The sequence below is a fragment of the Bacteroides sp. An19 genome, from assembly GCF_002160215.1.
GTDB lineage: Bacteria > Bacteroidota > Bacteroidia > Bacteroidales > Bacteroidaceae > Phocaeicola > Phocaeicola intestinalis.
This window is the reverse complement of the sequence record NZ_NFKD01000048.1, coordinates 20,420-34,399: the sequence shown is the minus strand read 5'-3', so window position 1 is coordinate 34,399 and position 13,980 is coordinate 20,420. Positions and strand designations below refer to the sequence as shown.

Genomic DNA, 13,980 nt, shown 5'->3' with positions numbered 1-13,980 from the left:
TGGTCTTTTTCGCTCCTGTTCTTCGTCAGATAGCCCGCTATCTTCCTCATCACAGAAGCGAAAATGCCTCAAAAACTCATCCCAAATCATCGCACGATAAATTCAAAACAGCTTCTGAGTTTACAAGTAGACCAATTGCACCCCTTAGTATTGAATGTGGGCTTAGCCATACAAGATGCTGACTGGAACTGGAAGAACGTGAGCAGCCCTTTCAGCCGTTTATATTATGTTACCGAAGGTGAGGCTAAAATACAATTTGCAGACGGTATATATACATTACACCCCAACCATTTATACTTCATCCCTGCTTTTACACGACATACCTATATCTGCAATTCGCGTTTCGTGCATTACTACTTGCATATTTACGACGACCATAAATCAGATGAGGACTGGCTGGAATTATGGGACTTTCCGTTCGAGATACCAACAGGGAAATGGGAATTGCAGTTATTTGAACGCTTATGCGAAATAAACCCGCACATGAGCTTGCAGAAGTCCGATCCATCCACCTACGACAACAATCCTACCCTGATGAAAAGCCTGATGAAAAACAGGCAACGCGCTTTTTGCGACAAAGTGGAATCGAGAGGCATTGTGCTCCAGCTGCTCGCCCGCCTGTTCAAACAAGCGAAATCGAAAATAGAGACCAAAGACAACCGCATCGTAAAAGCCGTCTTATACATACACAGGCACATCGGTGAAACAATCAGCCTGAACACACTGGTGGAAAACGCCTGCCTGTCGAAAGACCATTTCATCCGTCTTTTCAAAAGTGAAATGAACATGACCCCGCTCCAGTACATCAACCAGAAAAAAATAGAAAAGGCACAACTGCTCCTGATTACGGAAGCATTATCTGTAAAAGAAATTTCTTTCCGACTGGCTTTTGATGATTATTCCTACTTCAATCGCTTGTTTAAAAAACTGACCGGCATGACACCACAAGAGTACAGACATATTTACCGATAATAATCGGTGCCAAGGAGCTTCCACTTCATATGTCAATCAGTTGCTTTTCCAAGCCAAGCCAGAACATTTGCTTAGTCCGACAATCCCATTCGCATGGCTGCCTTGCCTGTAAGATTATTAATCTTCATACCGAAAGATTATTAATCTTCACGCTGTAAGATTATTAATCTTACAACCGATGCAGCTATATGCTTCAAGTTCTTATTGACATTAATGTCGTTTTGCGGAATCAGGAAATAGCGGTTATGAGGAGACCAAGTACGTGTTTCAAACTGATAGTACACCGATGCCAATCCGGCAATCGCTTGCGCCGTACTCATGACCGGCTTGCTGGCAAGCTCATCGGCAGTAACAACCGACACGGCACCAGTCAAATTCACTCTTTTCAGCGTACCGTAGCCTACCACCACCACTTCATCCAACACTTCTATATCTTCTTCCAGAATGATCCGCATCTGCTTTCCCAAAGCAACCGGAATTTCTTGAATGGCATAACCTACATAGCTGACGCGCAACACGTCGACTTCACAATTGTCCACAATAGACTTTCCGTCAGTGCACATATATAATGCTGCTTACAAACGCAACCTCATACAGACAGCCCGACATGCTTTAGAATGATGAAATGAAAAGCTAACACATCATCCCGATAAACATATACAACTGGACACAATTTAACCGTGTTGCTAGCACAATTATATACCATCAATTCCCTAAAATGCAAAAAAAGCCCTCCTTTATAATATTTTTTCGGCCAAGTTGTTGCATAATTCAAAATAACCTTGTACCTTTGCCACGCAATTAAGGAAAACACTCTTCAGTAGCTCAGTCGGTTAGAGCATCTGACTGTTAATCAGAGGGTCGTTGGTTCAAGTCCAACCTGAAGAGCAAAAACAAAAGAAGACAACATTCATTCTTCAGTAGCTCAGTCGGTTAGAGCATCTGACTGTTAATCAGAGGGTCGTTGGTTCAAGTCCAACCTGAAGAGCAAAAAAGTTCGTTCGAAAGACGAACTTTTTTTATAACCATTAACAAACAAATCATTATGGACGATTCAAACTCGCGAACGTATACCGAAATTATTAACCGCTTCTTTACAGAAGCAAGCGGAGAATGAACGCTCTGATGATTCATGCTTGCTCCTGTATGAAAGCCAAACAAGAAAGGAGTAAAGCACATGAGAAAATACCTTTACTGCGAAGCTGGATTTGTAGAAAAGAAAAACTGGCTTCCCGGATGCTGGGTAAACGTAGAATGCCCTACCGATGATGATTTCAAATTCCTGACAGAAACTCTGAAAGTTCCAACTGCCTTCCTACATGATATCGCCGACACTGACGAACGGCCACGTACAGATACAGAAGGCAACTGGCAGCTCATTATCGTACGTATTCCGATACAGACACAAAGCAGCAAAGTGCCTTACAGCACTATTCCCATCGGCATCATCACCAACGATGAAATCACCGTATCTGTGTGCTACCACTCCAGCGAGATGATTCCAGACTTCATCCAGCATACACGCCGCAAGCAAATTCAGGTTCCCAATAAATATGAATTGATTCTACGGCTTATCTATTCTTCGGCTGTATGGTTCCTGAAATACCTGAAACAAATCAATAATGAGGTAAGCAGTGCCGAAAAAGAACTGGAGCGAAGCATCCGTAACGAAGATTTGCTACGACTGATGAATCTACAAAAAAGCCTGGTGTATTTCAATACCTCCATCCGGGGCAACGAAGTCATGATTAGCAAATTCCAGAACATTTTCGAGACCAAAGACCGTGAAAACAAGGAACTGACCGAAGACGTACTGATTGAACTGAAGCAAGCACGCAACATGGTAAATATCTACAGCGACATCCTTACCGGTACAATGGATGCCTTTGCCTCTATCATATCAAATAACGTAAACACGATTATGAGGCGCATGACTACGCTGTCTATTGTCTTGATGGTGCCTACATTAATAGCCAGCTTTTACGGCATGAATGTCGACATTCATTTAGAACATGTCCCACATGCGTTCTCCCTCATCATATGCCTGTCGGTTGTGCTTTCGGCAATGGCATTTATCATTTTCCGGAAAATAAAATGGTTTTAGGACTTATATGGAACACAGAGGCACAGAGACACGGAGAATAATATGCTAATCTGTCTTCGTGCCTCCGTGTTTTCTTCATTTTTTATAATTGAGCTGTCAATGTTTTCTTGGCGGGCGGGAAACAGATTGAATTATCGCAGCATTGATAGCTGACCGTACACTTCACTTCCCCTTTGCCCGTACCGCTTATTTTCTGACGGAAAAGGCAATCACCCGTATAAATGGTTGTTTTCGTGGCACCCAGCTGCGTAAAGGCAGGCGTTATCAAGTCGCCTTCCAGCTTACAGCCTTCGGGTAACGAAAACTCCAGTTCTGTCGGAAGGAACGGGTCTTCTTCCGATACCTGTGCATAGGTATGATATCCGGTATGCACTTTCATCCGGACCACCAGCTCGCGGCTGCCATCTGCCAAGGTCTCCACGTCCATCGACAAAGCCACAGGATTCTTCTCGTCCGTATCTTGCGCCAATGCCGGTTTCTTCGCTTCGTCCTGCCCGGCAGCTTTCAACACGCTGTAATCGTTTCCGGGAACAGAATGGTCTTGCGTGTCGACCAGCCACAACCAGCCGCCGGCTTCGGTAAAGAAGAGTTTGTCCCGATAGGTGTCATACCAGTCACGCCATTCGGCAGGAGCAGCGAAACGGCACAACGTATAGCGGTGCAACACGCGAGTCGCCAGTTCGGGTTCCACTCCTTTTTCGAGCATCGTGATGCAAGAATCCAACAGATGCTTGTCATTGTTGGCAATGCCCAAGGTGCGCACGTCTTCATCGATATCCAGGTCGTAACCCTCGGCAGTGGGATGGAACCAGTCGCGGTTCTTGTCGAAATAGCGCTGATATTCCGTGGCATCGTCCCCGAACACGTGATAAAGGGCAGGGAAACGCTGCTTCATGTACTCGGCATACGTCGGTTCCTTCGGTTGCCGGGAGTCCATGGACAAGTATATCTTCTCCGTGGCATCCAGTTCCTGGCCCTGTTCCTGTTTCGCTAAAGCCACTTTCTTGACACTGTCCACCGACTGATAGAACCGCCGGTGTGCTTCGTTGGATTCCTGCCAAGCCTTGCGCGACGCCGAGAACTTGCTGCGGTCGACAGACTTGCGCGTGGCGATGGTCTCGTCCAGCTTGCGGGCGATGATGTGCTGGCCGGAGAACTTCGATATGTAGACGATGGCATTCGCCAAGGCCGCCTTTCCCGCCTCGGTCAGGTAATCAGGCGAAGCGGAAAATCCCCAATGGAAGAAGTTGCCGTGACGGCCGATGGCCACGGCGTCGATGCTCTTGGCACATGCGCCGCTGGAGATGACTTCCGCTTCCGGCGAGTCGAGGAAACCTTCGGGACGGCTCACCATGCCGATGCGGTAGGAGCGGTCGGTGGTGTACGACTTGGTCTGCACCGTCCACATCTCCGTCTCGGCGGGCAACGTGTAGCCGTCCATCTCGGCATACTCGAAAGCCATCGGGGGCGTGGGCTTCATCTCGGGTTGAATCTTCACCTTGAAAGGTCCCTGGAAAATCGGATGGTCCTTCTTCCAGCCCAAGGCGTCCGCATCCAGGCAGAGGCAGAACCAGTCACACTTGGTGCCGATGCTGCGCCCGATGTCCTCGCTGGCGTTGGCGATGCAGAGGGCGGCACGGTCGAAGTCGTCCGGCAGGTAGGCCACAGGCTCATACTTGGTGATTCTGCCCTGGGCGTCAAACTCGCGCACTTCGGGACGAATCGGGCGGGGCCTGCCGTCGAACACCGTCACATCGTATGCATCGGACATCGACGGGAGATACTCCTTGGCGTCAATCACCTTCACCTTGCGGAAGCGCGACTTCAGGAACTTGGCGAAAGAGGCCATGCGGGCTTGTGCCGACCGGGCCAACGTCGCGCTGTCCACTTCCACGCCGCCGACAACATCCAGCTCGGGGGAACCGCCCACATACAACACACTCACAGGCTGCTTGCCCTGGGCAAGCACGCATTGCATCGCGAACACGCAAAGCAATGCCGACAAAATAATCCGTTTCATATTCATCCTACGTCTTTTCGTTTCATCTCACTTGAACAATTCCTCCAAATAGGTGTAAAACTCGGGGCTCTCGCCTACCACCACCTTCAGGATTTTCCCCTCGGGGCTGATGACGACCTTCGTCGGATAGCCCTCGACGGCATACAGCGCGCTCACGTCCACGTCGCCTTCGTTCAGCACGTTGAGCCACGGCAGCTGGTGTTTCTCCACCGCCGCCTTCCAGCGCTTCTCCGTGTCGCGGCAGGCGATGCCGACAATCTCCATCTTGTCCTTGTACTTGGCGTAGGCCTCCTTCATCTTGGGGAAACCCTTGATGCACCACGCGCACCAGCTGCCCCAGAAGTCGAGCACCACATACTTGCCCCGCAGCGAAGAAAGCGCCAGGGACTTGCCATGCAAGTCATTCAACGTGAAGTCCGGGGCATCGGCGCCCGTCTGGAGCGTCGCCCCATGTGCCATCCGGACGTCCATCCCGGAGGCAACGTCGCCGGCCGGCCGCGCAAAGGCGCACGCACACACCAGCATCAAGCCGAAAAACAATTCTTTTCTCATCGTGTTTGATAGTTTGTTTGGTTAATTTCCGAAAATTTCCTTCAATTTGGCATCCAACGCCTCATCTTCGAACTTGCCGATGATGTTGCCATCTTTGTCTATCAGGTACTTGGTCGGCAAATAATGAATGGCATAGAGGTCGCTAATGTCGTTGGTATGATCCATGCCATCCACGCCTTTGCTGCGGTCCCATTTCAAACCGCGCAACACATGATAGAAATCCTGAATGCCGTCTTTCTCTATCACTTCTTTCCACGTGTCGGGCTTGCTGTCATCGTCTGCCACACAGAACACCTCCAATCCCTTCGCGTGATATTTCTTGTAGAGTTCCTTCACATGGGGGAAACTCTTACGACACGGCACGCACCACGTCGCCCAAAAGTCAAGCAGAACGTATTTACCCTTGAGGTCGGCAATGCCGATGGAATCACCCTTCCAGGTCACGGCACGGAAAAGAGGAGCAGGCCTACCTGGCTGCACACGTTCCAATGCCGCCAATCCGTCACGGACACTCCCGACATTCCCGTATTGTTTCACTTCGGGAGCCATGTTGTCATAAATCGACTTCAGTTCATCATACGTCATGTTTCCCATCAGGAAAGGCAAATAGCTGAGAGCCACAAACGAATGCGGACGAGACTTGACAAAAGACAGCTGAATGCCTTTCGCACTGTCGGCATACATCTCCTGTTGTTTCTGGAAATAAGCCTTCCGCTCGGCAGATGCATTTCCTAAAACCGAATCGCGCATTGCCTGAACATAGGCGTAAAGCGGGTCGAGGACAGTATTCAGGCTGTCGCTTTCCGCCTGCGCCGCAGAGCCTGTTACTTCCGGCTTCGAGAAATTGGCCGTATCGATAGCAACGGTCAGTTCGCCCGACTCAATGAACAGGCTGGCATATTTCACGTTGCGGTAGTCCATCGGATTGCCGATGTACAGCGTGGCTTGCGCCACAGGGACTTCCATCGGCCGCGAGAAGCGGAACGCGCCGTCGGCTATGCGTGTGCTGTCGGTCACTTGCACGGTATCGCGCACGGTATAGGCGAGGTGAATCCACTCGCCTTCGTACCCATTGATGGTTCCATCCAGTTTCAACTGATTGTCGGGCTGCGAAGCGCAACCGACCATCATCGTGCAGCCCACCAAGGCTGCCATCCAAAAAGGTTTTGTTTTCATGTTACAATTATTTTTTATGTTTTTTCTCTTGTCTTTACCGCCAACAATCGTTGGCAAATCGTCTGCCCCTCAGAAATGGAGCCTAAGGGCGACAGAACGGCTTATTTATAATTCTGCGTGATATTCGGATTGTTTGCCAGCACATTCTGCCCAAAGGGGAATATCCACAATGGCGAGTCGGGTGTCAGCGTGTAGGTGTTGCCCGCCAAGGTCTTGGTGAAGGTCTCTTCCCAGCCGCTCACCTGGTTCCAGCGCTTGCGATGGATGAAGTTGTAGACCGAATAGATGTTCTCGCCGTGCGACACCTGCTTGAGGTGACGGATGGCGTCGGCCTCGGTGGTCACCGTGCCTTCCAGCGGCTGGTAAGTCTCCGGCGCGAGGCGGTTGACGCGGATGGCGTCGAGGGCATGCATCGCCTCGGCGTAGTTGCCCTTGTGGATTTCCGCCTCGGCCACGATGAGGTACATCTGCGTGGTCCTCAGCCCCGCCATGTTCCAGCCCGAGTTCAAGTCCATGGTCATGATGTAACGGTCGTCCAGTCCCAGCATGGAAGTCGCCATGCCTGGCATAGTGCCGGCATACATCTTTTTATCGGTGTCTATCAGTTCCAGCGTGGCATATCCCGGCTCGAAGCGCTCCATCGACTCAGGGGTCAGGGCTTCGAAGTACTCCATGTAATAGGTGAAGAACATGTCTTCCTGGCACTCCAGTTGCGGACGGAGCAACACGTTGTAGGGATTGCCGGTCGCGTCGGCGGAAGTGGTCAGCATCTCGTAGTAGTTGTCCACTGTGCCGTTGAGGGCAAGAGCCTGGCGTGCCGCCTCTTCGGCTTCGTCGAACCGCTGCATGCTCAGCAGCGCCAGTGCCTTGACGGCATAGGCGCAAGGCTTGCTCATGCGCATGCGGTTCATCGCCACGGTGGGCATCCCGTCGAGGTCGATGGCCTCCTGCACGTCGGCGAGGATGTGGTCGTACACCTCCTGCACGGTCATCTTCACCGTGGGCTGCGCCACGTCCTGCGTCTCGAGCACGTAGGGCACGCCCGGGTCTTCGGCAGCCGTGGCGGGATTGTATGCCTTGGCAAACTTGTTCACCACGAGGTAATGGAAATAGGCGCGCAGGGTCAACGCCTCGCAGCGCAACTGGTTTTTCACCGCCGGGTCGCCCGTGGCGGCGTCGATGTGCGAGAGGATGGGGTTCGCCACCTGGCCGATGACGCCATAATACGAGTCATATTCATCATCACTGGCGGTCAGTTCCGCCAGCTTGTCCTGCAGCGATGCGTCCCACTCGAGGATGATGGAAGTGCGCGTCGGCGTGGGCTGGCTCAGCAGATTCGGGACGTTGTTCAACGTCGTGATGACATCGCCCAGGAATTGCGGTCCGTCGCCCGAACTCATCTCATAGGGACGGTTGAGCAGCATTTCGAGCTGCGTGGTAGTGGAAAGCAGGTTCTTTCCTTTGGGCTGCACGTCGGTAAAATCAGAGCAGGAGCTGACGAGCATCGCCCCTCCCAGCAGGCAGCCATAGAGTATGTGTTTCGTTTTCATCTTTTTCATTGTCTTTTTATGGTTTCACAAGCTGTTTGTCACAAGTTGTCACAGGTTCACGTTCAGTCCGAAGATGAACGAGCTCGGCTGGCGGATGCCCAAGGTCTCGGGGTCGACGCCCACCTTGTTCTTCACCCACAGGTAGTGGGGATTGTCTATCTGGAAGCTGAGGACAAGACGGTTGATGCCCAGGTGGCGCATCCACGAAGCCGGGAACTCGTAGCCGAACACGATGTTGCGGATTTTCAAGAAATCGGCATCGCGCACGGAGATGTCGCTATACGACGGTTCCGAACCCAAAAGCGTGGAGCTATAACGTCCGATGCCCGGCGTGTTGGTGGGATGTTCCGGCGTCCAGGCATTGGCGAAATAGCTGGCAAGGGCCTGATAAGGCACGCCGAGGGTTTCGGTTTCTGCCAAGGCACGCATCTTGTGCCCGCCGTAGTAGGCCATCAGCACACTCAGGCTGAAGCCATTCCATGTAAAGCGGTTTTCCATGCTCATGATGGTCTTCGGTTCGGTCTGCCCGGAATATTCCAGGATGCTGATGCTACGGCTAGTCGCTGTATGCGAGGTTCCTCCGTCTTCCACGTACCACAGCGTCTGTCCTTTCTCGCCCGGCACGTCACTGATGCCCGCAAAGCGGTACGACCACAGGGCACTGGACGGATAACCAGTCATGTACGGGGTATTGATAAGCTGGTAGGCCGAAGTGGCAGGGTTCTGCACGTCGGTCACCACGTTCTTGTTGTAGGACATCGTGAAGTTGGTGGTCCATCCGAAGGCACGGCGGCGATGGGGCACGAACCAGTTGTAGCTGAGGGCCAGTTCCATACCGCGGTTGCGGATGCTCGCCGTGTTGTAGTACATCGAGGTGAATCCGGTGGTCGGGTCGAGCTGGCGCGGCGCGAAGATGTCGGTACCCATCTTGTTATAGAAGTCCAGCGACCCCTGCAGGCGGTTGTTGAAGAACGAGAAGTCGACGCCGACGTTCGTGGTGGTGTTGCGTTCCCACTTCAGGTTCGGATTGGCAGGGCTTTCTATCGACCCGTAGGGCAGATTGGTATATTTGTTCACTTCGGTCGACGTGGCGGTCATATAGCTGGTGGCGCCCTGGTAGATGTTACCCGTCACACCGTAGCTAACACGCAGCTTCAAGAAGTTAATCCAGTCCACCGGCTTCAGGAACTCTTCCTGATGGAGGTTCCAGCCCGCACCGACCGACCACAACGGACGGCCACGGTATTTGGCGTTCAACCCGTAGACATCGGCATAGTCCTTGCGGAACGACCCGAAGACATTGTAACGGTCGTCGTACGTGTAGCTCAGGGTGAAATAGCCGGAAGCATAGCGGTGGAACTGCTCTATCACCACTCCCATGCCGTCACGGAAGTAAGGATTGAACACAAACTGCTGCGAGGGATAACCGCCTGCCAGCTGCATGTAGTAGCTGTTGTATATCATCGTGCTCATCGTGCCGAAGTCCACCGTGTGCGTGGAGCTGTTCTGCAACTGGTCATCGTAGCCCAGGACGAGGGCTTTCGAACCGTTCGACTTCGTCTGGCGGAACTCCAGACCGGCAATGGCTGCCACGTAATGCTTGCCAAAGGTATTGGCATAATTCAGCTGTCCGCGGGCTGTCCAATAACGTCCGTAAGTATTGGTGGAACGCAGCATGCCCCCGTTCTCCGGCGTCATGTAGGTGACTTTCCCGTCGGCTCCTACCTGCGTATAGGCATTGCGGATGCTGCGTGCCGCGTGGCTCGCCTCGTTGGCAAACCAATCTTCTTGTGTCCGGTCGGTCTCGTAGATGAACTGCGCATTGGCGGTCAATCCCTTGATAATCTTGAACAGCAAATCGCCGTGATAACGGAGATGCTGGCGGCGGGTGGTCAACGTGTTGTTATAAAATTCGTCCTTGATGTTCACACCCAGGTCGTGAAAACCTTCGGCACCCTTGCTGCTCCAATAAGGGTTTCCATCATACCAATAATAAAACAGATTGGCGGAACCATCGTCGTTGTACATCCGTTCGTAGGCAGGAACCGCCCACGGGTTGGTGTGCTGCGAATTATAATCCTCACCCGGACCGACACTCTTGTCATAGATGCCGTTGATATTGAAAGTGGCCGTCAGCCAGGAAGCCACGTCGTAGCTCCCCTTGTAATTGATGTTGAGCGAACTCTTGTCGGAATGAATCTGCCCGCTGTTGTCGAACTTGTAATTCAGCGTCAAGTTGCTCTGGAACTTGTCGGAACGGCTGCGCAGCGACAGGTTGTATTGTTGCAGAATCTGCTGCTTGTAGATGTTGTCGCCATATTCCTTGGCAAAATTGTTCTTCTTCAAGCCATTCAAATAGTCATTCAATTCCTGATTGGTGATTTCGCCCTGTGCCAGCCGGTAATAAGCATACTGAATGGGAGAGATGGCACTCGATCCACCCTCGATTGTCTGATACGTACTCTCCAACGGGTCGGCAACTTCACCGTCGTTATCGAAGAAATAATAATTCCAGTAGTCCGACTCGATGTCTACCTGCTGTTCGGGAGTGAGGTAGAAGTTGTCGGCATAATCCATGTTTTTCTTTTCCCAAATGGTCAGGTTGGTGGAAAAATCAATGTCAATCTTCCCTTTCTCCTTCGCGCTCTTGGTCGTGATGACAATGATACCATTGGAAGCCCGCGCACCGTAAATGGCCGTTGCGGCAGCATCCTTCAGGACATTAACACTTTCGATGTCGTAAGGGTTCAAGTCTTCTATCCTTCCCTCGATAGGCACGCCGTCCACTACCAGCAACGGATTGGTCTCGGCATACAACGAACTGGTACCACGAATGGTTATCTTGCCATCCTGCGTGCTCAAACCAGCCACACGACCTTCCAGGTTGTTCAAGATATTCGGCGTATAGCGAGTCTGCAAATCTTCGGCGCGGACAATGGCGACCGAACCTGTCATTTTCTCCTTGGCAATGTCCTGATAACCGGTCACGACCACTTCATTCAACATCGTGTCGTCATCTTTCAGGGTAAAGACCGTATTCGAACCCGGTTCCACATCCGCCTCGATGGTCTTCTTGCCCAAGAAAGAAATCACCACCGTCGCCTTACTGCCGCTCACGCCCGGAATGGCAAAACGTCCGTCCATATCGGTAATCATACCCTTACGGGTTCCTTTCAGCAAAACCGAGGCACCGATGACCGGCTCTCCTCCTTCGTCAAGCACCTGTCCCGACACGGCAGCCCTTGCCTGCGCACCTTGGGAGGTCTTCGGTTTGGAAACGATAGTATAGATACCGTTTTTCTCTGTATAAGTCAAGGAAGTATTAGCCAACAATGCGTCCAATATTTCGGTAATATCCTTTTCCCGGAACACCTGCGCCCGACAGCGGATATGTGCAGCTACATCGGTGTTATACACCAGCTGGATATCACTGTTCCGCATAATTTGTTGGAAAGCCTGGTCCAGCGTTCCCCGTTCGATGCGGACAGAAAGCGCCTGTGCCAGCAGCGAAGCCGGAAAAGCCAAAGCACCTCCCAGCATCAAAGCACAAAAACAATTAACGATTCGTTTCATAAGCATTCTCTACTTTTTTATCACTATATATATTATCAACTGATTATTCGGAAATGATGATGCGTTTGCCTTGCAACTTAAACTTCAGTCCCGAAGTCTTTTCATAACTGTCTAACAAAATACGGATATCATCGTAACGATACAAACGCCCCGAAAGCCGGACATGACGCACAGCATCGGAAGTGAATACAGGGGTAAAGTCATACCAACGCGACAAGGTTGTCATAATTTCCTCCAATGTCTCACCGTGGAATACAAACTGATGGTTGACCCACGCCACATACTGGGAAACATCGACCGGATGCACCGCTACTTCTCCCGAAGCTGCATCATATTCCAAACGCTCGGAAGGATGCAACCGGACTTCTTCTCCTTCTGACGGCTGAAAACCGACATTGCCTTCGACCAACACTGCCGACAAAGGCTCGCCTGCATAACTGGAAACATTGAAACGAGTACCATACACACGAATAGCTCCCTCGTCTAAAGACACGACAAACGGATGCCGGCGGTCCTTCGTCACATCAAAAAATGCCTCACCTTTTAAATAGACTTTCCGTTCCTCACCCTTGGTAAAAGTGACCGGGAAGCGTAGTTCCGACTCGGAGTTAATCCATACCTGTGTGCTGTCGGGCAAACGGAATACATACTCCTGACCGGCTTCGACCGTCAACGTATTATAAGGAACAGTATCAGACTTGATATCCAACGAAACCGATGTTACCAATTCATCCACCACCTGACGGTCGACATCTGCAATATCAAACTGCCTTCCGTCTGCCAAAGTCAACACCGCTCCGCCTTTACCAGGAAAAATCTGTTGCTGCTCATGCTCGCCCCAAAAATAAAAAGAAAGCGAAAAAAGCAACACAAACATAGCAGCCACACTTCCCCACCGAAGTAAGCGGATGCGCCGTTGCCTGCCGAATACCTGACGCGAAAAGCGGTCTGCCATTTTTTCTCCATAATCTTCGTGTTGCAAACGGAGAATAAGCCTCGCCAATTGTTTACTACGAATCTGCTCGTACAGGTTCCGGTTTTCTTCCGAAGCCCGCAACCATTCATCCAAACGGCGATTGTCTTCCTCGCTCAAAGGGACTTCTAAAATCCGTTGAGCAATCAAATGGGATATATCTTTATTATTTTGACACATATTTTCGTCTCTTTATTACAATAGACGGTCAATATGCGCCAAAAGTATGACAAAGCATTACGATTTTAACACATGGAAGAATATAAAAGTAATAAGAGAGGAAGAAAGTCCTCTTTCGAAAGCGAAGATGCAAGCTGCTTGATGGCACGATATTTCAAGGTCTTCACTGTATTAATGGAAATATGCAGGGCATCGGCGATTTCGGGCATTGTCTTCCCGTCCATACTCATCAAAATAATGCGCCGGCTCTGAGGAGACAGTTTATGGATTGCCGCAGCAATCAAGTGTGAACTTTCAGCTTCGATGATATGCTGTACAAAAGATTCATTGGAAGACACCTCCATATAATCATCCAGACTCCGTTCGTTCTCACCCGCAGTGAAATACGTCCATTTATCAATGATGGTATTCCGAAGTATCGAATAAAAATAATTTTGCACGGAGCTGACTTTGCCGATTGTCTTCCGGTGAGTCCAAAGTTTTACATAAGCTTCTTGCAAGAAATCGTCAACAAGATCCGGATTATTGACATAGCGACTGGCAAAAGCATAAAACAAAGCAGAATTGTCTCGTATAAAACGCTTCATACAAGACTCATCCCACGTAGATATATCCAAAGGCAAGCCATCGTTCATTTTTCTATCCCAATATTAACAACCACCATAAAAACGGTAACAAAATAAACGTTTTTCAGCCAATTAAGCAACATTTATGGATAATTATTTTAAAAAGAAGGGACAAATTGTAAAAAAAAAAAATCAAAATGAATACCCCCATCCAATTATGCTTTTGCAATGATAGCTATGCTTCAACAGTTATAGAAGCAATGATAAAAGGCAAAGTATCCTATAATACTTGACCATAGAAGCAACGATACTTA

At 50.4% G+C, this 13,980-nt stretch carries 9 protein-coding genes, 2 tRNA genes and 1 pseudogene; 4 read left to right on the top strand and 8 right to left on the bottom strand.

Annotation, left to right across the window (positions count from 1 at the left end; genetic code table 11):
• The first annotated feature begins 114 nt into the window (after positions 1-114).
• On the top strand, positions 115-972 hold the full coding sequence (locus B5F25_RS15385) for an AraC family transcriptional regulator (RefSeq protein WP_022040236.1): 858 nt from the start codon (positions 115-117) through the stop codon (positions 970-972).
• Positions 973-1,112: 140 nt separating this feature from the next.
• On the opposite strand, the gene B5F25_RS15380 is transcribed toward B5F25_RS15385, so the two are convergent.
• Positions 1,113-1,535 (bottom strand): hypothetical protein, encoded by a 423-nt coding sequence (locus tag B5F25_RS15380; RefSeq protein WP_087250536.1) that lies wholly within the window; start codon positions 1,533-1,535, stop codon positions 1,113-1,115.
• Between the two features lie 251 nt (positions 1,536-1,786).
• On the opposite strand from B5F25_RS15380, the gene B5F25_RS15375 reads away from it, so the two are divergent.
• From B5F25_RS15375 to B5F25_RS15365, 3 genes are all read left to right on the top strand, one after another.
• Positions 1,787-1,860 (top strand) — tRNA-Asn (locus B5F25_RS15375).
• 26 nt (positions 1,861-1,886) lie between these two features.
• Positions 1,887-1,960: transfer RNA gene (locus B5F25_RS15370), tRNA-Asn, on the top strand.
• Positions 1,961-2,149: 189 nt separating this feature from the next.
• Positions 2,150-3,076 carry a magnesium transporter CorA family protein gene (locus B5F25_RS15365; RefSeq protein ID WP_087209546.1) on the top strand — a complete coding sequence of 309 codons (927 nt, stop codon included), beginning with the start codon at positions 2,150-2,152 and terminating at the stop codon, positions 3,074-3,076.
• An 82-nt stretch (positions 3,077-3,158) separates the two neighbouring features.
• Here the strand turns inward: B5F25_RS15365 and B5F25_RS15360 are convergent, their stop codons facing one another.
• The 7 genes and pseudogenes from B5F25_RS15360 to B5F25_RS15330 all read right to left on the bottom strand — a co-directional run bounded on the left by B5F25_RS15360 (position 3,159) and on the right by B5F25_RS15330 (position 13,735).
• Complete coding sequence (locus B5F25_RS15360) at positions 3,159-5,096, bottom strand: protein-disulfide reductase DsbD domain-containing protein (protein ID WP_241148423.1); 1,938 nt, start codon at positions 5,094-5,096, stop codon at positions 3,159-3,161.
• Between the two features lie 27 nt (positions 5,097-5,123).
• A pseudogene (locus tag B5F25_RS15355) lies at positions 5,124-5,537 on the bottom strand (TlpA disulfide reductase family protein); the annotation flags it as partial.
• A gap of 132 nt (positions 5,538-5,669) precedes the next feature.
• Positions 5,670-6,824, bottom strand: a complete 1,155-nt coding sequence (locus tag B5F25_RS15350) for a TlpA disulfide reductase family protein (RefSeq protein ID WP_087250532.1) — start codon at positions 6,822-6,824, stop codon at positions 5,670-5,672.
• Between the two features lie 101 nt (positions 6,825-6,925).
• On the bottom strand, positions 6,926-8,383 hold the full coding sequence (locus tag B5F25_RS15345; protein ID WP_087250530.1) for a RagB/SusD family nutrient uptake outer membrane protein: 1,458 nt from the start codon (positions 8,381-8,383) through the stop codon (positions 6,926-6,928).
• A gap of 39 nt (positions 8,384-8,422) precedes the next feature.
• Complete coding sequence (locus B5F25_RS15340) at positions 8,423-11,947, bottom strand: SusC/RagA family TonB-linked outer membrane protein (RefSeq protein ID WP_162614433.1); 3,525 nt, start codon at positions 11,945-11,947, stop codon at positions 8,423-8,425.
• Between the two features lie 43 nt (positions 11,948-11,990).
• On the bottom strand, positions 11,991-13,100 hold the full coding sequence (locus B5F25_RS15335; protein WP_022038683.1) for a FecR domain-containing protein: 1,110 nt from the start codon (positions 13,098-13,100) through the stop codon (positions 11,991-11,993).
• A 65-nt stretch (positions 13,101-13,165) separates the two neighbouring features.
• A complete protein-coding gene (locus tag B5F25_RS15330) occupies positions 13,166-13,735 on the bottom strand; it encodes a sigma-70 family RNA polymerase sigma factor (protein WP_022038682.1) in 570 nt (189 codons plus the stop codon).
• Positions 13,736-13,980 lie beyond the last annotated feature (245 nt).